The organism is Pseudomonas sp. Root569 (genome assembly GCF_001427465.1).
In the GTDB taxonomy this organism is placed as follows: Bacteria; Pseudomonadota; Gammaproteobacteria; order Pseudomonadales; family Pseudomonadaceae; genus Aquipseudomonas; species Aquipseudomonas synxantha.
Genome location: NZ_LMGQ01000024.1, coordinates 114,038 through 136,757, shown reverse-complemented (window position 1 = coordinate 136,757; position 22,720 = coordinate 114,038). Strand labels below are relative to the sequence as shown.

Sequence of the window (22,720 nt, the reverse complement as noted above, 5' to 3'; positions counted from 1 at the left end):
ATATAAAAGTTCATAAACACAATGGTAATAATCAACAGAATTGATTGTTCCCTGCGGAGGCTCTAGATCGAGCCTCTCAAGCACGCGGTTTTGCACCGAGGTGGGTATTTTCGACACGAACATGGGTAACAATGGTGCGCCAGTGATGATCGAAATCTGTCTGTTCGATCAGGAAAGTGGCTTTTTGCGACTAAATTACGCGTCGGGTTAAACCCCCGGGCGGTTTGCCAGTCGTAGTCTTATAGGCTGCTCTAGAGGGGTAGCTCTGCCAGTCGTATTCAGGAGTCCTGTGCAATGACGCGCACTCGTAAAATCGTCGCTTGGAGCTGCGCCAGCTTCGTTCTGTTAATTGCCATCGTGGTGCTGATCCTGGTGTTCTTCGACTGGAATCGCATCAAACCGCCACTCAATGCCAAGGTCTCCGAAGAACTGCATCGCCCGTTCGCTATCAACGGCAACCTCGCGGTGGTGTGGCAGCGTGAGCCCGATGAAGGCGGCTGGCGCGCCTGGGTGCCGTGGCCCCATGTGATTGCCGAAGACTTGACCCTGGGCAACCCCGACTGGTCGAAACAACCGCAGATGGTCACGCTCAAGAAGGTCGAGCTGCGTATTTCGCCCCTTGCCTTGCTGGTGCAGCGCGTGGTGATCCCGCGCATCGACCTCACCGAACCGAGTGCCCAGTTGCAGCGCCTGGCCGACGGCCGCGCCAACTGGACCTTCAAGTTCGATCCGAAGGACCCCGACGCCGAACCCTCCAGCTGGGTAGTGGATATCGGTGCCATCGGCTTCGACAAGGGCCATGTGACCCTCGACGATCAAACCCTCAAGACCCAGCTCGATGTGATCATCGACCCGTTGGGCAAACCGATCCCTTTCGGCGAGATCGTCGGCGATGCCGATGCGAAGAAGGCCTTGGAAAAAGGCTCGGCACCCCAGGACTACGCGTTCGGCCTCAAGGTCAAAGGCCAATACCACGGCCAGCAGCTCGCCGGTACCGGCAAGATCGGCGGCCTTCTGGCTTTGCAGGACGCGGCCAAACCGTTCCCTCTGCAAGCCCAGGTGAAAGTCGCCGACACCAGCATCGCCCTGGCCGGCACCCTGACCGACCCGCTGAACCTCGGCGCCCTGGACCTGCGCCTGAAACTCTCGGGCAGCAGCCTGGGCAACCTGTACCCGCTGACCGGCGTCACGCTGCCGGACTCGCCGGCCTACTCCACCGATGGCCACCTGATCGCCAAGCTGCATGAAGCCAGCGGCGCCTCATTCCGCTACGAAAAATTCAATGGCAAGATCGGCAACAGCGATATCCACGGCGACCTGGCCTATGTCGCCAGCCAGCCGCGGCCCAAGCTCAGCGGCGCGCTGGTGTCCAACCAGTTACTCATGGATGACCTGGCGCCCTTGATCGGCGCTGATTCCAATGCCAAGCAAAAGGCTCGAGGCGGGGAGAGCAAGCAACCGGCGACCAAGGTGTTGCCGGTGGAAGAGTTCCGCACCGAGCGCTGGAGTGCCATGGATGCCGATGTGGAGTTCACCGGCAAGCGCATCGTGCACAGCGCCGACCTGCCCTTCACCGACCTCTATACGCACCTGGTGCTCAACGACGGCCAACTGAGCCTCGAACCGCTGCGCTTCGGCGTGGCCGGTGGCAAGCTCGATGCGCAGATTCGCTTGAACGGCCGCACCACGCCGATGGAAGGCCGCGCCAAGTTGACGGCGCGTAACTTCAAGCTCAAGCAGTTGTTCCCGACCTTCGAACCGATGAAAACCAGCTTCGGTGAACTCAACGGCGACGCCGATATATCCGGACGTGGTAATTCCGTGGCCGCGCTGCTGGGCACCTCAAACGGTGACCTGAAGATGCTGATCAACGACGGCGCCATCAGCCGAGGCCTGATGGAAATCGCCGGGCTCAATGTGGGCAACTACGTGGTGGGCCGCCTGTTCGGCGACAAGGAAGTGAAGATCAACTGCGCGGCGGCGGACTTCGGCATCAAGACGGGGTTGGCGACCACGCGGTTGTTTGTGTTCGATACCGAGAACGCCATCATCTACATTGATGGCACCGCGAACATGGCCACGGAGCAGTTGGACCTGACCATCACGCCGGAGTCCAAGGGCTTTCGCTTGTTTTCGCTGCGCTCGCCGCTGTACGTCAATGGGCCGTTTATCAAGCCCAATGCTGGCGTGAAAGCCATTCCCCTGGCCCTGCGCGGCGCCGGCATGGTGGCCCTGGGCGTTATTGCCGGCCCGGCTGCCGGGTTGCTGGCGCTGGTGGCACCGAGCGGCGATGAGCCGAATCAGTGCGCACCACTGCTGCAACAGATGAAAGAGGGCAAAGCGCCGAAAACCGTGAAATAACTGACTACACCTGAAACCAAATGTGGGAGGGGGCTCGCCCCCGATAGCAGCGGTTCAGTCAATATCTAATTCGACTGACACTCCGCTATCGGGAGCAAGCCCCCTCCCACAGGGGGACTGCTGTGTTGCTGATTACAGGTCCTGCAGAATATCCGCCATGTCATCGGCGTGTTCTTCTTCCTGGGCCAGGATGTCTTCGAAGATACGGCGGGTGGTCGGATCCTTATCACCGATGTACTGGATGATTTCACGGTAGCTGTCCACCGCGATACGTTCGGCCACCAGGTCCTCGTAGACCATCTCTTTGAGCGAGTTGCCTGCCACGTATTGGGCGTGGGAGTTCTTCGACAGCAGGTCGGGGTTGAACTCCGGCTCGCCGCCCAGTTGCACAATGCGCTCGGCCAGTTTATCGGCGTGCTCGGCTTCCTGGGTGGCATGTTCGAGGAACTCATCGGCGGCGACGCTGGCTTTCAGGCCGCTGGCCATGAAGTAGTGACGCTTGTAGCGCAACACGCAGACCAGCTCAGTGGCCAGCGACTCGTTGAGCAGGCGGATGATCTCCTGACGGTCGGCGTCGTAGCCTTCGGTCACGGCACCGTTTTCGACATTCTGGCGGGCGCGGCTGCGCAGGGTCGCAATGTCAGTCAAGTGTGCTTCAGTCATTTCAATCTCCTGGGGCTAATCCGGTTGTACGCCACGCTCTGCCGGCGTGATCGCTATAGGTTGTGAGTCCCGGGCCAGGCGAAAAGTTTTATCGGATTTAACAGGATGTGTCATGAGTGGCGCTGACCGGCGTGGTCCAGCGCTCCGAGAGGATCACCCCACCCAAGGTCAGCAAGCCGCCCACCAAGTGATACGGCGCCAACTCTTCCTTGAGGACTACCGCTGCAATCAGTGCGGTAATCAACGGCAGTAGATTGAAGAACAGCGTGGTACGGCTCGGCCCAAGCGTCTTCACCGAGTGCATCCACGCCAGCGGCGCCAGCATCGAGGCCAGCAGGCAGGCGTACAGCACCAGCGGAATATTCGCCCAGCCCAGGCCCGTCTTGGCCGAGAACAGATACAGCGGGAACAGCACCACCACCGCCACCAGCACCTGTAGATACAAGAGCACCAACGGTGGCAGGCGCAACTGCCATTTTTTCAGCAGGGTGCTGTAGACCGCGTAGGCCAGCGTGGCGACGAGCATCATGCCGTCGCCCAGGTTGACCCCGTGTTGCAGCAGCGCACCGAGGCTACCGGACGACACCACCACCACTACGCCGGCGAATGACAGCACTGCGCCGGTCAGCGCGCCATAGGTCAGGCGTTGGCCCAGGCTGATAATGGCGGCAGTCAGGGCCATCAGCGGCATCAGCGACAGGATGATGCCCATATTGGTGGCGCTGGTCAGCGTGGCCGCGTAATAGGCCAGGCTTTGATACACCGCCATGCCCAGCACGCCGAGGATGAAGATCTTGCCCAGGTTCGGACGGATGAGCGCCCAGTTGGCAACGACCGGCTTGAGCATGAATGGGGTGAACAGCAGCGCGGCGAACAGCCAGCGGTAAAAGCCGATTTCAGCCGGGAAGATCGAGCCCACGGCCAATTTGTTGACCACGGTGTTGCCGGCCCAGATAAGGATGGCCAGCAGCGGATACGCGTATTGCATCGAAATAATCCAGTGTGTTGACGAGGCGGGATTATCCCCTGTCTGGATCGAAGCCTATACTGCGAACCAGACAACCGACCTCTGAATCCAGACAACATGCCCAGACATACCGTACGCCTCGCGGATTTCGCCAGCCTGCCCAGCCCTGTGTACTTCCGCTACTCCGAGTTCGCCCCGGATACCGAGTGCACCCCGCACCGGCATGGCTGGGGCTCGCTGGACTATTCGGCCAATGGCGTGATGCGCATGGAGGTCGCCGGCAACCGTTTTATGTCGCCACCGCAGTACGCGGTATGGATCCCACCGGATACCGAGCACAGCTCCTATAACGCCCAGGCGATCGTGTATCGCTCGGTGGGCTTGGCGCCGACGCTCTGCGAGCAACTGCCGCAAACCCCATGCACCCTGGCGATCAGCGACATTCTCAAGGCTATCCTCAGCGATTTTGCCCAGCGTGACGTGAATATCCCGCAAACGGACGCCGATATTCGCCTGGCCCAGGTGCTGGTGGACCAGCTCAAACAGGCGCCGATTCACGACGGCTTCTTGCCCTACGCTCGCCACCCAGGGCTGCTCGGTGTCCTGGAAGGCATGCAAGCGCAACCGAGCGACAATCGCCCGCTGGTGCAATGGGCGGAGCAAGTGCATGTCAGCGAGCGCACCCTGGCGCGCCAGTTTGTGCGCGAACTGGGCATGAGCTTTGGCGAATGGCGCCAGCGCTTGCGCTACCTGGCGGCCATTGAAGCGCTGGACAGTGAACGCAGCGTGCAGCATGTGGCGTTTGATTTGGGTTACAGCACCGCCTCGGCGTTTATCGCCATGTTCCAGCGTCACGCCGGTTGCACGCCGGAGCAGTACCGGCGTTCGAACATACGTGGTCGCTGAAGTTGTAACAGGTTTTGACTACACTGGCAGGTAGGCCGTGCCCGTCGGCACGGTAACAGGGAGAAAACTCCATGAAGATGCTGCGTATTCCGTTGTTGATGATGGGCCTGCTGCTGTGTTCCCAGGGCTTTGCCGCTACCGCCCAGCAGAACAAAATGACCACCTGCAATGCCGAGGCCACCACCAAGACGCTTAAAGGCGATGAGCGCAAGGCCTTCATGAAGACCTGCCTGTCCGCCCCTGCCGCCAACGACGCCAAGACCCTGACGCCGCAGCAGCAGAAGATGAAAGATTGTAATGCGTCGGCTAAAACCAAAGCGTTGACCGGCGATGCGCGTAAAACATTCATGAGCACCTGCCTCAAAGGTTAATCACGATTTCGCAGGCGCCGCAAAACAAATGTGGGAGGGGGCTTGCTCCCGATAGCGGCAGGTCAGCTACAGATAAGTTGACTGACATAATGCAATCGGGGGCAAGCCCCCTCCCACACTGATCGCATTCGCAACCAACCTCCTCGCTTGATTGCCGCAAGGCTGGCAGACTGCCCATCCTTTAACGCCGTTCGTTTTGAGGCTGTATGCCAACGTTTTCTCAGCGTCATGTGTTGTTGCTGTCCAGCTACATCATCATTTTCGGCGGGTTGCTGCTGGTGCTGCCGCTCAAATTGCTGCCCAGCCTGCTGGCCGGCCTGTTGGTCTATGAACTGGTCAACATGCTCACCCCGCAACTGCAACGCCTGATCGAAGGCCGGCGTGCGCGTTGGCTGGCGGTGGCCTTGCTGGGTACCCTGATCGTCAGCGTGCTGACCCTGATCTTCGCCGGCGCCATCAGCTTCCTGCTCCACGAAGCGGAAAACCCCGGGGCGTCCCTCGACAAATTCATGGGCGTGGTCGACCGCGCACGCGGCCAATTGCCGCCGTTTATCGACGCCTACCTGCCCGCCAGCGCCGCCGAGTTCCGCGTCGCCATCGGCGATTGGCTGAGCAAGCACCTGAGCGAACTGCAGTTGGTGGGCAAAGACGCTGCGCACATGTTCGTCACCTTGCTGATCGGCATGGTCCTCGGCGCCATCATCGCGCTGCAGCGCGTGCCGGACCTGACCAAACGCAAACCCTTGGCCGCCGCGTTGTTCGACCGCCTGCACCTGCTGGTCCAGGCGTTTCGCAACATCGTCTTCGCCCAGATCAAGATCGCTGCGCTCAATACCGCTTTCACTGCGATTTTCCTCGCGGTGGTGCTGCCGTTGTGCGGCATCCACTTGCCGTTGACCAAGACCCTGATCGTGCTGACCTTCCTGCTCGGCCTGTTGCCGGTGATCGGCAACCTGATGTCGAACACCCTGATCACCATCGTTGCGCTGTCGCTGTCGATCTGGGTGGCGGTGGCGGCGTTGGGGTATCTGATCGTGATCCACAAGGTCGAGTACTTCCTCAACGCACGCATCGTTGGCGGGCAGATCAGTGCCAAGTCGTGGGAGTTGTTGTTGGCGATGCTGGTGTTTGAGGCGGCGTTTGGTTTGCCGGGGGTGGTGGCGGGGCCGATTTATTATGCCTACCTCAAGAGCGAATTGAAGCTTGGCGGCATGGTTTGAGGCCGGGTACTGGGGCAAATAGCCGATTGCGATAAACCTTATGCCGAAGATGTCTTGAAACTGTAAGTTCTCACAGTGGTGCTTTGCACCTGCTTGGATGAGGCTAACTCCCGAGGTAGGTTGTCTGAACCAGGGAGGGTGACGCGTGAGCAAGCACATTGTAATTGTCGGTGGCGGCGTTGGCGGCACGATGCTCGCCAACCAGTTGGTCACCAAGCTCTATCCGGAAATCCTGCGCGGCGAGGTATGCATTACCTTGCTGTCGAACTCGCCCGATCATTTCTATAAGCCTGCATTCATGTACGTGGCCTTCAATCAGTTCTTCGACGAAGAGTTGAAGCGCCCCGAACGTTCATTGCTGCGCCCGGAAATCGACTTCCGGGTTGATGAGGTCACGCGCTTCGACTTTGCCAGCCAGCACCTGCATACCCGCAGTGGCAAGCGCTACGGCTACGATTTCCTGGTGATCGCCACCGGTTGCGTGCCTGCACCCGAACGTATCGAGGGTCTCAAGGAGGCGGGTGACCATTTCTACCAGTACGCGGCGGCCCGGCAGTTGGCCGAGCGCCTGAATACGATTGAGCGCGGGCGGATTTTCATCAGCGTGTCTTTTCCAAAGACGCCAAACGTACCTCACCAATGCGGCATCGCCCCGGTGGAAACTACCCTGATGCTGGACGACTTGCTGCGGCGTCGAGGTGTGCGCGACAAAGTTGAAATCATTTACACCTACCCCAGCGTCGCCCAGCTCTTGCGCAATTGCCTGTTCATGCAGCGTCCGGTCGGGGAGGCGCTGCCGGGTATTTTCGAGCAGAGGAATATCCGTTTCCAGCGCGACTTCACCTTGGGCAGGGTCGACCCCGAGCGTCGTATCGCCTATTCCGAAGAGGGTGAGGAGCAGCCGTTCGATATCCTCATGGCGACCCCGCCGATTCGTGCCGTGGATGTGGTGCTCGAGAGTGGCGCCTCCCAGGCTGCAAATGATGAAGGCTGGCTGCCGACTAATCATGAAACGCTGCAGGTCTATGGGTTGCAGGGGGTGTATGTCATCGGGGATACGGTCGACTTGCCCATCAGCAAGGCCGGAGGCGCCTGTCATAACCAGGCGCCGGTGATCGCCAATAACATCACCGCCGAGATTCGCCTGGGCGCTCCCAACTCGGTATACGAAGGGCGCGTGCAGGCGGTGGCGCAGATGGGGCTGAATGCCGGGATGCCGCTGTGGTACGACTACGCCCACGACGTTCTGCCAACTCCGCCGAGCAAGCTCGGCGGCCTGCTGCGCACTGGCTTCAATCGTGGCCTGTACTGGGCCGTGGCGCGCGGAATGCTTTGATCTGACACACGGAGGTTCTAATCGTCATGGATGTTGCTGATACGTTGCCCGGGCATAACGCCGGGCTTGAGGCGTTGCTTACCAAGCTACAACCGCTGCTGGACAGTGGCCGTATGGACAATGTTGTCGATGTGCTGGCGTTGGTGTCCGACCTGGTGGACATGCTCGATGGCGCCATGGTGGAGAAACTGGCGCTGCTGTTTGAACAGGCCACGGCTGTGTCCTGGAACGTCGGCAACGCGGCGCGCATGGCCACGGCGCAGACCCAGGCTGAAGAGACTCCGCCCAGCCTCTATGGCTTGCTGTCGTTGCTGCGTGAGCCAGACACCCGGCGCGGTGTGGCACTGGTACTCAGGACATTGAACGTCCTCGGGCGACAATTGTGAGCTGATACAGGCTAACTTGCCTGCCTGAGCCTTACGCCCTAACTGACCTAATGGATTAAGTCATGATCAACAAACCTAAGCCGTCAACGGCAGGGCCTTCTACAACTCGGTGGGATCCACAGGCCTATCTTCAATTCGCCCGCCTGCGCGAGCGCCCGGTGCTGTCGCTGGAGCGTTACTACCGCTTGCTGTCGCCGCTGACCACCGGCCTGGATATCTGGGAGACCGAGCATCTACAGGTCGTCGAGGGCCAGTCGTCGATTTTTGACTGGGTCAAGGTCTCAGCGCTGCGGCCTGTGCTGCTGGCATTGAATGAGCAGGAGCGACGACGATTCCTGGAGCAATACCTGGCGCGAGTGCACCAGCGTTACCCGCCGGAGAGGGATGGGCATACGCTGTTTCCGTTCAAACGGATCTTCATTCTTGCGACGGTATAGCCAACCCACGCTTCGAAGGTGGGGAAGTGATCGTACGTCCTCAATGCCCGCATAGCTGGGCGGGACGGTTTAGCGAGTGGAGTTATAAAAATGATCGCCAAACCGTCTAAGAAACTGTCAGCTTTCACAGGTTGCAGACAGGACAGGAGCTTTTATCTTTTCTTGAGCGCCAATGAGAAGTAAGGAAAATCATGGGGTTTTCCTGCTTTTCAATTAATTGAAAAGGAAAAGGTGAACCTATGAGCAATCCAAAAGTTTATTTCGACATGAGTATTGATGGTGCTTCCGTTGGGAGGATTGTCATGGAACTCTTCACTGACGTTGTTCCGAATACCGCCGAGAATTTTCGAGCCTTGTGTACGGGTGAGAAAGGGTTTGGGTACTCGGGGTCGAAGTTTCACCGGGTAATCCCAGGGTTCATGCTTCAAGGTGGGGACTTTACCCGAGGCGATGGATTCGGAGGAAAGTCGATCTACGGTGAGAAATTCGCAGATGAAAATTTTAAGTTGAACCACGACGGGCCAGGCATGTTGTCCATGGCCAACGATGGCCCGAATACCAATGGTAGCCAATTTTTTATTACCACCGCTGCGACTTCTCGCCTTAACGGCAAGCATGTGGTGTTTGGTAAGGTCGTTGAAGGTATGAATGTAGTTCAGTCGATAGAATCGGTGCCGACGCTGGGCCGCGACATACCTCAAAAGGACGTTAGGATTTACGCTTGCGGTCAACTGTGACAAGCAGGGCGACGGACTAATACGCGTCATCACGCAAATCCTGCAAGGTTGGATACAACATTCATCTGGTAGGGTGGTGGTACAAGATATTGGGTGTACGCAGGCCAAAATGTGGGAGGGGCGGTGCGACGATTCGACTTGCCCCCGATTGCGGTATGTCAGTCAGCTTATCTGTAGCAGAACCGCCGCTATCGAGGGCAAGTCGAATCGTCGCACCGCCCCTCCCACATTGGGTTTGCAGCGCCTGCGAGATTGGGGCAGGTCAGTTGCCGTAGCGCTTGCTGGCCTCGATCGCCAAACCGCTGCCGATACTCCCGAAGATATTGCCTTCCACATGCCGCGCATTCGGCAGCATTGCCGAGATGCTGTGGCGCAGTGCCGGGATGCCGCTGGAACCACCGGTAAAGAACACCGTATCCACCTGGGCCACGTCTACCGAAGCATCGGTGAGCAACTGGGTCACGCTGTTGCGCACACGCTCGAGCAGGCCGTCGATGGCGGATTCGAACAAGGTGCGACTCAGGTCCACGCTCAAGCCCGGCTCGACCCGATCCAACAGCACATGGCGGCTGTCTTCGTGGGTCAGTTGGATCTTGGTTTCTTCCACTTCCATCGCCAACCAATGCCCGGCGCGCTGTTCGATCAGCTTGAACAGGCGGTCGATGCCGCCGGTGTCTTCGATGTCGTAGCGCATGCTGCCCAGGGCCAGCTGGGATTTCTGCGAGTACACCGAGTTGATGGTGTGCCAGGTGGCCAGGTTCATGTGGTGGCTGGTGGGCATGTAGGCACCGCTTTTCATGCGGCTGCCATAGCCGAACAGCGGCATTATGCCGGCCAGGGACAGTTGCTTGTCGAAGTCGGTGCCGCCGATGTGCACGCCGCCGGTGGCGAGGATGTCGCTCTGGCGGTTGTCGTTGTGACGGCGGTCCGGGGACAGGCGCACCAGAGAGAAGTCGGAGGTACCGCCGCCGATGTCGACAATGAGTACCAGCTCTTCTTTCTCGATGGTGGACTCGTAGTCGAACGCCGCCGCAATCGGTTCGTACTGGAACGAGATGTCCTTGAAGCCGATCTTGCGCGCCACGTCCACCAGGGTGTTCTCGGCTTCCTGGTCGGCCATCGGGTCGTCATCGACGAAGAACACCGGGCGGCCCAGTACCACTTCCTCGAACTCACGGCCGGCTGTAGCCTCGGCGCGGCTCTTGAGCTGGCCGATAAACAGCGCCAGCAGGTCGGTAAACGGCATGGCCGTGCCCAATACGCTGGTGTCGTGCTTGATCAACTTGGAGCCCAGCAGGCTCTTGAGCGAGCGCATCAGCCGGCCTTCGTAGTTTTCCAGGTATTCGTGCAGGGCCAGGCGGCCATACACCGGGCGACGCTCCTCGAAGTTGAAGAACACCACCGACGGCAAGGTGATCTTGTCGTCCTCCAGCGCGATAAGCGTCTCCTCGCCGGGGCGGATCCAGCCGACGGTGGAGTTGGACGTGCCGAAGTCGATACCGCAGGCACGGGCTGGGGATGGGTTTTTCATGTCTATCGGGTTCCGGTTGAAAAACGGCCGCGCAGTGTATGTCAGTCGCAGGCGCTTGCGTAGGCCGACTATCCGTTAAATCACGCTTGAAAGTGCGGGATTTGCCCCCACATCTGGTGCATACGGCTGATGCCGATAACACTTTGACGTACCCCCAGGTCACCACCCTCCACAGGTGCAAACCAGCGCACGTGGTGCCCCGGGCAGTGCGATCTCGATAAAGGATGGTGAACCGCCGATGGATTTCAAAGATTACTACAAGATTCTGGGTGTAGAGCCGACGGCCGATGATAAGGAAATCAAGGCCGCCTATCGCAAGCTCGCACGCAAATATCACCCCGATGTCAGCAAGGAAAAAGACGCCGAAGCGAAATTCAAGGACGCGTCCGAAGCCTATGAGGCGCTTAAAAGTGCTGACAAGCGCGCCGAGTACGACGAGCTGCGCAAATACGGCCAGCACGGCCAACCGTTCCAGGGGCCACCGGGCTGGCAGAGCCGTGGTGGGTTCGCCGGTGGCGGCGCGGGTACCGAGGACTTTTCCGATTTCTTCAGCTCGATCTTCGGTGGTCGTGGCGACGCTTTCGGTGGCGGCCAGCGCCGTCCTGCGGGGCGCAAGGGCCAGGACGTGGAGATGCAACTGACGGTGCACCTCGAGGAAACGCTGTCCACCGAGTCCAAGCAGATCAACTTCCAGGTGCCGCAATACGACGCCTCGGGCCGTCACGTCAGCAACACCACCAAAAGCCTGAATGTGAAGATCCCCGCCGGCGTGGCCGACGGCGAGCGCATCCGCCTCAAAGGGCAGGGCGCACCGGGCATTGGTGGGGGCGCCAATGGCGACCTGTACCTGATCATCAAGTTTGCGCCGCACCCCAAGTTTGAAGTGGACGGCGAAAACCTGATCATCCATTTGCCCCTGGCGCCTTGGGAACTGGCATTGGGCGCGGAAGTCGCAGTGCCGACGCTCACCGGCAAGATTAACCTCAAGGTGCCCGCCGGCAGCCAGAACGGCCAGCGCATGCGCGCCAAGGGCCATGGCTTGTCGAACAAGGCCGGGCAGCGCGGTTATCTGTTCGTGCAGCTCAAGGCGGTCATGCCCAAGACCAGCGACGAAGAGGTCAAGGCATTGTGGCAAGCGCTGGCGCAGAAGGCCGCGTTCAACCCGCGTGAGCATTTTTGAGCGGCGATACATAGCTAGGGCTTGCCAGGCCGGGCGATTCGATAGGTTGGTGTTTTCGCAACCCGTCATGGATGGCCCGCTATGTCAGAGCAACCCGTCACGCCTCCCCCCGAAGGTATGTTCAACGTTGACCTTCGGGGTGTGCACTACGACTTCCTCAAGGAACGTGTGCCCGCCTGGTTCAACCAGGCCACTGCCCAGCGTCAGCAAGAGCTCGCCGATCACGAACTGGAACTGCCCGGCTGGTACTTGATTGCCACGGCCCAGCAAAAGGCCGACCTGGCCGACAACCATCGTCGCTATCGCGAGACCTTGAACCAGGTAGAAGAGCACCTGGGCGAGATCGAGGATGTACTGGCCTTTGCCGAACAGCCGCTCAAGGACGCGATCAAGACCCGCTTCAAAATGGAACTGGACGTCAGGAACGTCTACTTCGCACGCAAGTACGGGTTCAAAAGTCGCGACGACTTGTACGGCGCCTTTGTCTTCGATCAGCAAGGTGACCCGGCGCAGCGCTATGAATACCGCGGCGTTTCCCTGCTGGAAGCGGCCCTGGCCAACTTCGCGCCTGACGAAGAGCGGGCCGGTGCCTGCGCCGATTGCCAGGTGATTACCACCTGGGGGGGCTTCGACAGCGACATCATCCCGACCCCCAGCGTGATCCAGGCGCATGCCCTGGCCATCCCAGGCCATGAATTTGCCCGACTGTGCCGCAGCCTGGACTTAGGCAAGCGGTATCAGCAACACATCAAAGACATCGTCCAACCCACGGACGACACCCAGCGCAGCGCGCTTGAACGCCAGCTGGAAGAGCATCACCGCCAGCAGTTGGCGTTGAGTGCCGAGGTGGCGGTGCAAACGCGGGAGTGGGGGATCGGTGCCGACGCCTATCGCATGCTCAAACACGTCATCACCGACCCCGGCAGCGCCAGGCTTGACGGTAAACCGGTGACGTTTGCGGCGCTGAAGATCTTTGGCTGCGTATTGGTCGGGCCCTTGCTGATCGGCCCTGGACGCAAAGACAGTGATCGGGTCGAGCGGCTGGTAGTGTTCATCCCCAACGACCCCCAGCAGCCGCTCAAGGAATATGCCTCCAGCGGCGATTTCATGGCTGACCTGCGGACCCGCTTGCACAGCCTTTCCTACCGGCGTTTTTTCAGCCGCTTCGTGCCGCAGCGCGAACAGGGCATGTTCTTTCAACAGTTCGATCGGTTGTACAAGCCCGCCAACGGCAATGGCGCGGCCGGTGACTACCCATTGGCCGCCAAGCCGGCGCGCTTACCTCTGGATGAGCTGGCGATCGGCGCAAGCCTGTGGCAAGCGTTGCGCGACGCCCATGTGCGCAAGATCCTCGCCGATGCCCGCGCCGTAGCGGTGCCCACCGGTGACGAAGACCGCCAGGCCCGCCTCGACCGGCTGGCCAGCTACCTGGATGCCGTGATCAGCGCGTTCAACCTCGCGGCCTTTGTGGTGCCGGGTCTGGGGCCGACCATGCTCGCGGTGGCGGTGCTGCAGATGTGCGCCGAAGGGTTCGAAGGGATCGAGGCTTACGAGCAAGGCGACCTGAAGACGATGTGGGCACACTTTTCCAGCGTGGCCCTCAATGCGGTCTTTATCGGCACCGGGGCCAAGGTACTGCCCGAGGTCAAGCTGTCGAGTGTGGTCGACAACCTCAAGCCGGTCACCCTGCCCACCGGTAAACAGGTGCTGTGGAACCCCGATCTGACCCCCTACAAGATATCGGTCCAATTGCCCGCAGACACCCAGCCTGACGCCCTTGGCCTCTACCACCATAATGGGCAGGCGTTGTTGCCCCATGAAGGTGATCACTATCAGGTCCGCCAGGAACCGGAGACAGGGCGATACCGCATCCAGCACCCTAGCCGCCCCGGCGCCTATGAACCACTGCTGGAGCACAACCACGCCGGGGCCTGGAGCCATGAAGTCGAGGAGCCGCTGACCTGGGACCTGCCGACCCTGATCCGTCGCCTCGGCCTGCAACAGCGCGGGTTCGACAGCGATACTCTGGAGCAGGCGCGCCTTGCCAGTGGCGTCGAGGAAGACACCTTACGGCAAAGCTTCGTCGAGCATGAACCGGTGCCATTGGTGCTCGAAGACACCCTCCAACACTTCAAGGCCCATCAACACCTGAGCACCTTCGTCGAGCAAATGCGCAGCAGCGAGCCGGCACTGCAGGCCCAGGCTGACCCGGTGCTGCAACTGCAGATCATGCGGCGTGGCGGCATGTTGCCGGTGGATATCGCGCTGCGGGTGGTGAGCGATGGCGCCAGGGTGGTATGGGAGGAACCGCTCTGGGCAGGTGCGTCCCGGCACGTGGTCGTGGTCACTGAAAACCAGTTGGCCGGTGGTCAATTGCTCAAGGAAGTCCTGCACACCCTGCAAGGCGTCGACCCGAACCTGGAGACGATCCCCGGCAGCCCTGAAGAGTCGTTGGCCGTGCGGGCCGACAAGGTGCGGGAGTCCATTGCCACTATCGTCGATACATTCAAGGGTTCGCTGGTGGAAGAACGCTACAAAGCGCTGACCGCGAGCGATGACCCTGACGTGAGACTGGTCCAGGGTACTTACCCGAAGCTGCCGACGTCGATAGCCGCCGAGTTGCTCACCAGCCTGACCGATGAGCAATTGCAGGCGTTTCGCAACAGCGGGATTTTGCCCGAGGCGCAGCGCGAACAGGCGCGTTGGTTCGAGCAGGAAATTCGCGTTTCGAGGGCCTATGAAGGGCTGCACCTGGACAGCCTGACCGACCTCGACAGCCAGCGCCTGGCCCTGCGCACCCTGGAGACCTTGCCCGGCTGGCGGCGGGGCACGCGGGTCGAACTACGTCAGTATTCAGCCGAAGGCAGCCTGCTCGACGCCATCGGCTCGCCGGACTCGACGCAGCGCAAGACCCTGGTGCTCAAGGCCAACGGCGTGTTCGACGCACCCATGCCGAGGGATTTCTACACCGCGACCTGGGCCCAATTGTCCAGCGTGGAGCGCCAGGCCCTGGGCTTCACTGAGGCCTTGCAAATGAAAGCCGCAATCCGGCATGCGCCGCTGCCGCGCCAGCCGTTGCGCACGGTGTTGCTGGAGCACCCGCTGCGCAAGCCGACCGTTGAGCCGGGGTTGCGCCTGCTCGGTGGCGGGCGCGGTTTTCGCCGGCTGCTGGAGCGTATGACGGGGCCTTCGCAAGCCTCGGCAAAAGCCCGGGCCAAAGTGTTATTCCCCTCCATGGGCGATGACGAACTGAACACGTTTATCCAGTCGTTGGGCAGTGATGTGCGCGGCGGGCTGGCTCGGCACAAAGTCCAACTACAGACGCTGCAGAAGGAGCTGGCAACGTGGGTGCAAGCCAATGCATCGTCGGCGACCGCGCATGATCAAACCCCGGCCTATCGCGTATCCCAGGAGATTGAGAGGGCCTGGCGTCGCATGGGGTCTGGCACCCTGCGCCTGCTGATGAGGGATCTGGAACTGCCGCCATTGAGCGCTGACTTCAGCCATGTGCAGAGGCTTGACCTGTATGGGGTCAAGTGGTCAAGTCATGGGGATACCTTCCTTCAAACATTTACCGGGCTCAAAGACCTGAGCGTTCGCAAAAGTGGCCTCACCGAGTTGCCCGCTGCCATCGGCAACATGCCCGACCTGACCTCGCTGGACCTGAGTGCCAACAACATTCGCCTCACCGCTCAAAGTGCTCGGATGCTCAGTGGCCTGGGCAAGCTTGAAACGCTGCGGCTCACTGGCAACCGCTTGGGCATTGCCCCGGATTTCAGTGCGATGCCGCGCTTGAAGCAACTGAACCTCAGGGGCGCGCAACTGGAGCAGTGGCCTGCGGGCCTGACCGCGTGCCCCGAGCTGGAGGTGGTCGATTTGAGCCATAACCAGTTGCGTGAGGTGCCCGTGCAATACCTCAACCCGGCTCCCGAGCAGCTTGAAGAGACTGCCCGAGTCAACGGGGTCACCTTGCTTGAGGGCAACCCATTCCCGCCCGGTTACTGGAAGCAATTCGATAACTATTGGAAACGCCTGGCGGAGGCTCGATCGCCAGTGGTGACAAGCGCTCGTGAAGGCGCGTTTGACAGTGGCAACCCCAGGCTTGCAAAGGTGCGGCGTATGTATCCGAACAAGCGCACGCACGAAGCCAGGGCGTGGATGTGGCTGCTGGGCGAGGAAGCCGATGTGACGCTGGCCAGGCTTGAAGGGGAATTCAATACCCTGGAGCGACAGTTGAACGCCTGGACGTTTTCGGGCGGCGCAGAACGCCAGCGCTACGTGCGGGCAGGCGAGCGGCGAGCCAACACCGAAAACCTGGATGATCGTTTCCAGGCTCAGCAACGGATCCTCGCCTGCTGGCGTGGGGAGACCCCGCAAAAGCTCAGCAATGACGGACAACCGATTGGCTTGGAGCTGGACTTGAGTAGGTTGACACTGCCGAGCTTGCCGGACCTGGACGTGGATTTCAGCCAGGTAGGCTCGCTAAAGCTGAGCAACATGCAACTCAGTGCGTCGCCGGAAGGGTTCCTGGCGCGCTTCCGGCATCTGCGCTGGCTGGACCTGTCCAGCAACCAGTTGCGCGAACTGCCGCCGGCCCTGGGTGAAATGCCCAACCTGACCCGCCTGTTCCTGAATAACAACCAGATCCGCCTGACGCCCGACACGGCGCAGATACTGTCTGAACGGGTGACGTTGCGTGCGATATGGCTGCACGACAATGCGTTGGGCATTGCGCCGGACTTCAGCCGCATAACCGATTTGCGCACCCTCAGCATGAACCACGCAGGTCTTGAACATTGGCCCGCCGGCTTGGCGCAGCAGCCGGACCTGGGCCAGGTGGACCTGAGAAACAACAACATTACGACCATCCCAGCCTCGGTCACCGTACCGGCAATGGAGCGGGTCAATAATGTCACCACGGTGTCCGGTAACCCTTTGACTGAGGACACTCTGCGGCAGGTGAGGGATTACAGCCAGCAACTGGGCGGGCGGCGCAATCTTCTGGTGTACACGGCATTGGTCACCCGGGTGCCAATCGGCCCTGACTTGGCCACCCGCCAGGCATTTGGGCGCTGGGTCCAAGACCTGCCTGCCACACAGCTGCCGGCCAGAATGGCTCAATGGGTCAGGCTCGGCCGCGAGGAAGGGGCGCACCCATTCTTCGACATCCTCAACCGCCTGGAACCTGCGGGCGCTGGCCACGCCGACCTGCAACGGCGGGTCTGGGAGGTGATTGACAGCGTCACTGAAAATACCGCGCAATCGGACAGCCACCGCAAGGAAGTGTTCGACCGGGCTGGCGCGCCGGGTTGCTGTGACCTGGCGGCGTTCTCCTTTAGCAACCTGGAAACCCTCACGCTGGTCTACAGAGCCCGTGCCCAGGCCGCAGGGCAGATGCAAGCGGCACAGCTGGCAAGCCTCTCCAAGGGCCTGTTGCGTCTGCACGAAGTTGACAAGATCGCTTCTGCGGATATCCAGCGCAGCGAGGCTATCGTCAATGATCCCTCGATGTCGATGACCGATAAGTTGCCCCATACCCAACGCCTGGCCGAAGAGGTGGAGATCCGGCTGGCCTATCGCTTCGGCCTCAAGGACCGGTTGCAATTGCCGGGGCAGCCGCAGAAGGTCAGGTTCACCAGTATGGGCGGGGTTACCCCGGCGATGCTGGATGCCGCCTACGAAAAAGTCATCGCCCTGGACAACTCCGCCGAGGAGTTCCAGGCCCTGTTGTCCCGTGAGTTCTGGCAGGACTATGTGACGCATAAATACAGGGCGCAATTTGACCGGCTCAGCGAGCCCTACCAGCAGCAGTTGGCTGCCCTGCATGATCAGAGGGTGGCCGAGGCATTGTCCGACGCCCTGTATGAGGCCAGGGCCGATGAACTACAGGCTCGGCTGGTGATCGAGGAAAGCGGGTTGATCGAGACTCTGAGCCGGCGGGAAATCGCTGAGGCGTTGTTGCCCCGTGGTCCGCTCGAAGGGTTGGTCGAGCCCGGCGTTGGCCCTGCCGCCGGGTTGCAGCTCAACCAGGCGCAAGCCATTGATCTGGACGGCAAGCAATACTTTATCGCGAGCATGCCCGATGCCCGGGATGGCGAGTACTACGTATTGTGGGTGCAGGCAGCGCAGAATCCATTTGCCCTGGTCAGCAGCGGTATCGTTGCCAAGCCCGATCTCGACGGCGTGTGGAAGCGCAGGGGCTCGGCGGGTGGCATGCGCTCCGGCAGCTCCAGCGATGAGCTTGAAGAGGCCTCCGAGTCCATGCCGGTGGAGCCCTACACCGCGCTCGAACTGAGTGCCATGAAGCGCGAAGTGCATTTCACCCAACTGCGCAACGTACCCGGCAGTTATGACCGCGTTAACAACGGCAGGTACCCGCTGAGGAACCTGCAAGGCAAACCGATGCGTATCCGAAAACTGCAGAGAGAAGTCGTGACCGACTCGGGCGTCAAGTACAGCTCAGAGCAGATCAAGCCTTACATCCAGTTTGAAGGCTACGAAAAGGTGGCAGCGCGTTATGACGAGAAGCTGCAGCGGCGCGTGTTCACTGCCCAGGACATGCAAGTGCCCGAGGAAAAAGTGCTGATCGGACAGTCCATGGTGATGGCCAACCGGCGTATTGCCAAAGGTGAAATCCTCGGCGTCTACGGCGGCACCGTGCTGCCCTCTCAGGTCGCAAGCCCAGGTGGGCAGACCTATATCATGCTTGCAGGCGCCAGGCCGACCCCTGGAAAACTCGGCATGGAGCCGATCGAAATCTCGGGGGATAACATCCTCTCCAGGATCAATACCCACTTTGAATATGACGCCAACGGCAAGCCCGTACGCCAGGCCGCCAGCGGCTACAACGTTGAAGGGGTAGGGTTCGACGTCGAAGTGGAGGAGGGGCAGGGTGCCAAGAGCACCAGGAGCACTATGATCCTGACGGCGATATTTGCCATTGAAGATATCCCGGCGGGCGTCGAGCTGCGCATGGATTACCAATACAGCGAAGGCATGATCGCGACGTTGTTTGCGTAGTCTCCACTCCCTGCAGGCGCGAGCTTGCCCGCGCCTGCAGGGGCGGGTTCAAAACAGGAAGTAACGCTGGGCCATCGGCAGTACATCCGCCGGCTCGCACCACAGCAACTGGCCGTCGGCCTTGACCTGATAGGTCTGTGGGTCAACCTCGATCTCGGGCAGGTAGTCGTTGTGGATCAAGTCGGTTTTCTGCACATCGCGACAGCCCTTGACCACCGCAATCTGCTTCTTCAGGCCCAGGGCCTCGGGCAACCCGGCGTCCTGGGCGGCCTGGCTGATAAAGGTCAGGCTGGTGGCGTGCAACGCGCTGCCGAAGCTGGCGAACATCGGGCGGTAGTGCACCGGTTGCGGCGTGGGGATCGAGGCGTTGGCGTCGCCCATGAGGCTTGAGGCAATCGCACCGCCCTTGAGGATCAACGTCGGCTTGATGCCGAAGAACGCCGGGCGCCACAGTACCAGGTCGGCCCACTTGCCCACTTCGATGGAACCGACGATATGGCTGATGCCGTGGGTGATTGCCGGGTTGATGGTGTACTTGGCGATGTAGCGCTTGGCGCGGAAATTGTCGTTGCCGGGACCATCGCCGGGCAGGGCGCCGCGCTGTTTTTTCATCTTGTCGGCGGTCTGCCAGGTGCGCGTGATCACTTCACCGACGCGGCCCATGGCCTGGCTGTCGGAGCTGATCATCGAGAACGCGCCGAGGTCGTGCAGGATGTCTTCGGCGGCGATGGTCTCGCGGCGGATGCGGCTTTCGGCGAAGGCCACGTCTTCGGCAATGCTCGGGTCCAGATGATGGCAGACCATCAGCATGTCCAGGTGTTCATCGATGGTGTTGCGCGTGAACGGCCGCGTCGGGTTGGTAGAGCTGGGCAGCACGTTGGGGTAACCGCAGGCCTTGATGATGTCCGGCGCATGACCGCCACCGGCGCCTTCGGTGTGGTAGGTGTGGATGGTGCGGCCCTTGAGGGCAGCGAGGGTGGTCTCGACAAAGCCGGACTCGTTGAGGGTGTCGCTGTGGATCGCCACCTGCACATCGTATTGGTCGGCCACGCTCAGGCAGTTATCAATGCTAGCCGGCGTCGTGCCCCAGTCCTCATGCAGCTTCAAACCAATGGCGCCGGCCTTGACCTGCTCGATCAGCGGCTCGGGCAAGCTGGCGTTGCCCTTGCCGGTGAAGCCTATGTTCATCGGGAACGAATCGCTGGCTTGCAGCATGCGCGCCAGATGCCATGGGCCGGAGGTGCAAGTGGTGGCATTGGTGCCGGTGGCCGGCCCGGTGCCGCCGCCGATCATGGTGGTGACGCCGCTGGTCAGCGCTTCTTCGATCTGCTGCGGGCAGATGAAATGCACATGGGAGTCAATGCCGCCGGCGGTCAGGATCATGCCTTCGCCGGCAATCACCTCGGTGCTGGCGCCGATGGCCATGGTCACGCCGGGCTGGATATCCGGGTTGCCGGCCTTGCCGATCGCATGGATGCGGCCGTTCTTGAGGCCGACGTCAGCCTTGACGATGCCCCAGTGGTCGATGATCAATGCGTTGGTGATCAGGGTGTCCACCACCTCATGGGCGAGCAACTGGCTCTGGCCCTGGCCGTCGCGGATCACTTTGCCGCCGCCGAATTTGACTTCTTCGCCGTAGACGGTGAAGTCCTGTTCCACTTCGATGAACAGGTCGGTGTCGGCCAGGCGGACCTTGTCACCGACGGTGGGGCCGTACATGTCGGCGTAGGCTTGGCGGCTGATTTTCATGTGTGGTTGCCCTGATAAAGATGTGTTGAATGTGCGATCGCTATCGGGGGCAAGCCCCCTCCCACACTTGGAATGCATTCCCCTGTGGGAGGGGGCTTGCCCCCGATGATGCCCTAAAGGTCACCCATGACCCGCCCTGCAAACCCAAATACCCGCCGCCCCCCGCTTAAATCCACCAACTCCACCTCCCGCCGTTGCCCCGGCTCAAACCGCACTGCCGTGCCCGCCGGAATATTCAGGCGCATGCCACGGCTTGCGGCACGGTCAAACTCCAGCGCGTCATTGGTCTCGAAAAAATGGTAATGCGAACCCACCTGAATCGGTCGGTCACCGCTGTTGGCCACGTCGAGGGTAAGGGTACGGCGGCCGACATTCAGTTCGATGTCGCCCGGCTGGATCTGGTATTCGCCAGGAATCATGCAGGTTGCCCCAGGGTCTTGAAGTAGATGGCGGTCGGGCTGTAGCGCCCGTCCGGGCTTTGGCAGTAGTCGGGCAGCTCACCGACCTTGGTGTAGCGCAGCGACTGGTAGAAGGCTTCGGCGCCGGAGCCGGCCTCGGTGTCCAGGTACAGCAGGCCGCGCTTGTGCTGGCGTGCGGCGAGCTCCAGGGTGTTCATCAATTGCTGGCCCAGGCCGTGGCGGCGTGCGCTGCTGTGCACCAGCAGCTTTTGCACTTCAGCGCGGTTGAGGCCATTGGCTTTTTGGCACAGCGCCAACTGCACGCTGGCGATCACCTGCTCGTCACGCACCACCACCCACAGCAGCAGGCTGGCGTCTTCGATGCTGGCTTGCACGCCGCTCAAATAGGTGCGGGCCTGGGCTTCGTCGAAGTCGTCCATGAAGCCCACCGAAGCGCCATGCTGCACCGCATCCAGCAACAGCTCGATCAAGCCCAGGCGGTAATGGGCAAAACTTTCAGCATTGACTCGACGCAGTTGTGCAGCGTTCATCGATCTTACTCCTTGGGCGGTTCGGCGCCCGGGTTCAAGGTCAGTTGCATAAAGGTCAGGTCCAGCCAGCGGCCGAACTTAATGCCCACTTGCGGCATATGCCCGGTAGTGATGAAACCCAGGCGCTCATGCAGGTGGATGGACGCCTGGTTGCCGCTTTCGATGGCTGCGACCATTACGTGCTTGCCGCCGCTGCGCGCACGCTCGACCAGCGCTTGCATCAAGCGTGGGCCAAGGCCCTTGCCACGTTGATCGTTGCGCACGTACACCGAGTGTTCGACGCTGTAGCGAAAGCCTTCGAAAGGCCGCCAGTCGCCGAAGGAGGCGTAGCCGATGACTTCGTCGTGTTCCACCGCCACCAGGATCGGATACTGCTGGGCCTGGCGCGCACTGAACCAGGCTTGGCGGTTGGCCAGGTCCACCGGTTGTTCGTTCCAGATCGCCGTGGTGTTGAGCACGGCGTCGTTGTAGATGTCGCGGATCGCCGGCAGGTCGTGTTCGGTTGCATCACGAATCATCGCAGTGCCTCACGCAATGGGCTGGTGGACGGTGACCAGCTTGGTGCCGTCGGGAAAGGTGGCCTCCACCTGGATATCCGGAATCATCTCCGGGATGCCTTCCATCACCTGTTCGCGGCTGAGCAGCGTGGTGCCGTAGTGCATCAGGTCGGCTACCGTGCGGCCATCGCGGGCGCCTTCCATCAGGGCGGCGGAGATGTAGGCGATGGTTTCCGGGTAGTTGAGCTTCACCCCGCGTGCCAGGCGGCGCTCGGCGACGAGGCCTGCGGTGAAGATCAGCAGTTTGTCTTTTTCCCGTGGGGTCAGGTCCATGGTTCAAGGTCCTTCAAAGAATGCATTCTTGAATTTGACAGAGATCAAGTGTGGGAGGGGGCTTGCTCCCGATGGCG

General features: G+C 60.8%; 17 protein-coding genes and 1 pseudogene. 10 read left to right on the top strand and 8 right to left on the bottom strand.

Annotated features, from left to right (window positions below; translation table 11 throughout):
• Window positions 1-294 precede the first annotated feature (294 nt).
• The gene (locus ASD70_RS18175; RefSeq protein ID WP_056847088.1) at window positions 295-2,361 is read left to right on the top strand and encodes an AsmA family protein; all 2,067 of its coding nucleotides are present in this window, start codon (window positions 295-297) and stop codon (window positions 2,359-2,361) included.
• Between the two features lie 132 nt (window positions 2,362-2,493).
• Here ASD70_RS18175 and ASD70_RS18170 read toward each other — a convergent pair whose 3' ends face one another.
• Both ASD70_RS18170 and ASD70_RS18165 read right to left on the bottom strand, forming a co-directional pair.
• On the bottom strand, window positions 2,494-3,024 hold the full coding sequence (locus ASD70_RS18170; protein WP_046070677.1) for a ferritin-like domain-containing protein: 531 nt from the start codon (window positions 3,022-3,024) through the stop codon (window positions 2,494-2,496).
• Window positions 3,025-3,121: 97 nt separating this feature from the next.
• Window positions 3,122-4,012, bottom strand: coding sequence for a DMT family transporter (locus ASD70_RS18165; RefSeq protein ID WP_056847087.1), 891 nt, complete (start codon window positions 4,010-4,012; stop codon window positions 3,122-3,124).
• Window positions 4,013-4,108: 96 nt separating this feature from the next.
• Here ASD70_RS18165 and ASD70_RS18160 point away from each other — a divergent pair, with 96 nt between their 5' ends.
• The 7 genes and pseudogenes from ASD70_RS18160 to ASD70_RS18130 all read left to right on the top strand — a co-directional run bounded on the left by ASD70_RS18160 (window position 4,109) and on the right by ASD70_RS18130 (window position 9,384).
• Window positions 4,109-4,897, top strand: a complete 789-nt coding sequence (locus ASD70_RS18160) for an AraC family transcriptional regulator (RefSeq protein WP_046070679.1) — start codon at window positions 4,109-4,111, stop codon at window positions 4,895-4,897.
• Between the two features lie 71 nt (window positions 4,898-4,968).
• Window positions 4,969-5,268, top strand: a complete 300-nt coding sequence (locus ASD70_RS18155; RefSeq protein WP_017849707.1) for a PsiF family protein — start codon at window positions 4,969-4,971, stop codon at window positions 5,266-5,268.
• A 206-nt stretch (window positions 5,269-5,474) separates the two neighbouring features.
• Window positions 5,475-6,488 (top strand): AI-2E family transporter, encoded by a 1,014-nt coding sequence (locus ASD70_RS18150; RefSeq protein WP_046070680.1) that lies wholly within the window; start codon window positions 5,475-5,477, stop codon window positions 6,486-6,488.
• A gap of 145 nt (window positions 6,489-6,633) precedes the next feature.
• On the top strand, window positions 6,634-7,824 hold the full coding sequence (locus ASD70_RS18145) for an NAD(P)/FAD-dependent oxidoreductase (RefSeq protein ID WP_056847086.1): 1,191 nt from the start codon (window positions 6,634-6,636) through the stop codon (window positions 7,822-7,824).
• 26 nt (window positions 7,825-7,850) lie between these two features.
• Window positions 7,851-8,210 carry a DUF1641 domain-containing protein gene (locus ASD70_RS18140; RefSeq protein ID WP_056847085.1) on the top strand — a complete coding sequence of 120 codons (360 nt, stop codon included), beginning with the start codon at window positions 7,851-7,853 and terminating at the stop codon, window positions 8,208-8,210.
• A 140-nt stretch (window positions 8,211-8,350) separates the two neighbouring features.
• Window positions 8,351-8,647, top strand: a pseudogene (locus tag ASD70_RS18135) (trans-aconitate methyltransferase); the annotation flags it as partial.
• 239 nt (window positions 8,648-8,886) lie between these two features.
• Entirely contained in the window at window positions 8,887-9,384 is a 498-nt protein-coding gene (locus tag ASD70_RS18130) for a peptidylprolyl isomerase (RefSeq protein ID WP_056847084.1), read from the top strand.
• A gap of 262 nt (window positions 9,385-9,646) precedes the next feature.
• Here the strand turns inward: ASD70_RS18130 and ASD70_RS18125 are convergent, their stop codons facing one another.
• Window positions 9,647-10,915: an Hsp70 family protein gene (locus tag ASD70_RS18125; RefSeq protein WP_056847083.1), complete on the bottom strand. Its 1,269-nt coding sequence runs from the start codon at window positions 10,913-10,915 to the stop codon at window positions 9,647-9,649.
• 238 nt (window positions 10,916-11,153) lie between these two features.
• Here ASD70_RS18125 and ASD70_RS18120 point away from each other — a divergent pair, with 238 nt between their 5' ends.
• Both ASD70_RS18120 and ASD70_RS18115 read left to right on the top strand, forming a co-directional pair.
• Window positions 11,154-12,095 carry a DnaJ C-terminal domain-containing protein gene (locus tag ASD70_RS18120; RefSeq protein WP_056847082.1) on the top strand — a complete coding sequence of 314 codons (942 nt, stop codon included), beginning with the start codon at window positions 11,154-11,156 and terminating at the stop codon, window positions 12,093-12,095.
• Between the two features lie 81 nt (window positions 12,096-12,176).
• Window positions 12,177-19,115: an NEL-type E3 ubiquitin ligase domain-containing protein gene (locus ASD70_RS18115; RefSeq protein ID WP_056847081.1), complete on the top strand. Its 6,939-nt coding sequence runs from the start codon at window positions 12,177-12,179 to the stop codon at window positions 19,113-19,115.
• Window positions 19,116-19,163: 48 nt separating this feature from the next.
• Here ASD70_RS18115 and ureC read toward each other — a convergent pair whose 3' ends face one another.
• The 5 genes from ureC to ureA all read right to left on the bottom strand — a co-directional run bounded on the left by ureC (window position 19,164) and on the right by ureA (window position 22,643).
• A complete protein-coding gene (gene ureC / locus ASD70_RS18110; protein WP_046070685.1) occupies window positions 19,164-20,864 on the bottom strand; it encodes an urease subunit alpha in 1,701 nt (566 codons plus the stop codon).
• A gap of 113 nt (window positions 20,865-20,977) precedes the next feature.
• Window positions 20,978-21,283, bottom strand: coding sequence for an urease subunit beta (locus ASD70_RS18105; protein WP_046070686.1), 306 nt, complete (start codon window positions 21,281-21,283; stop codon window positions 20,978-20,980).
• Window positions 21,280-21,813 (bottom strand): GNAT family N-acetyltransferase, encoded by a 534-nt coding sequence (locus ASD70_RS18100; protein WP_046070687.1) that lies wholly within the window; start codon window positions 21,811-21,813, stop codon window positions 21,280-21,282. Before ASD70_RS18100 ends, ASD70_RS18105 begins: the two co-directional genes overlap by 4 nt.
• A gap of 5 nt (window positions 21,814-21,818) precedes the next feature.
• Window positions 21,819-22,331, bottom strand: a complete 513-nt coding sequence (locus tag ASD70_RS18095) for a GNAT family N-acetyltransferase (protein ID WP_043047804.1) — start codon at window positions 22,329-22,331, stop codon at window positions 21,819-21,821.
• A 9-nt stretch (window positions 22,332-22,340) separates the two neighbouring features.
• Window positions 22,341-22,643: an urease subunit gamma gene (ureA, locus tag ASD70_RS18090; RefSeq protein ID WP_003171437.1), complete on the bottom strand. Its 303-nt coding sequence runs from the start codon at window positions 22,641-22,643 to the stop codon at window positions 22,341-22,343.
• Window positions 22,644-22,720: the final 77 nt, after the last annotated feature.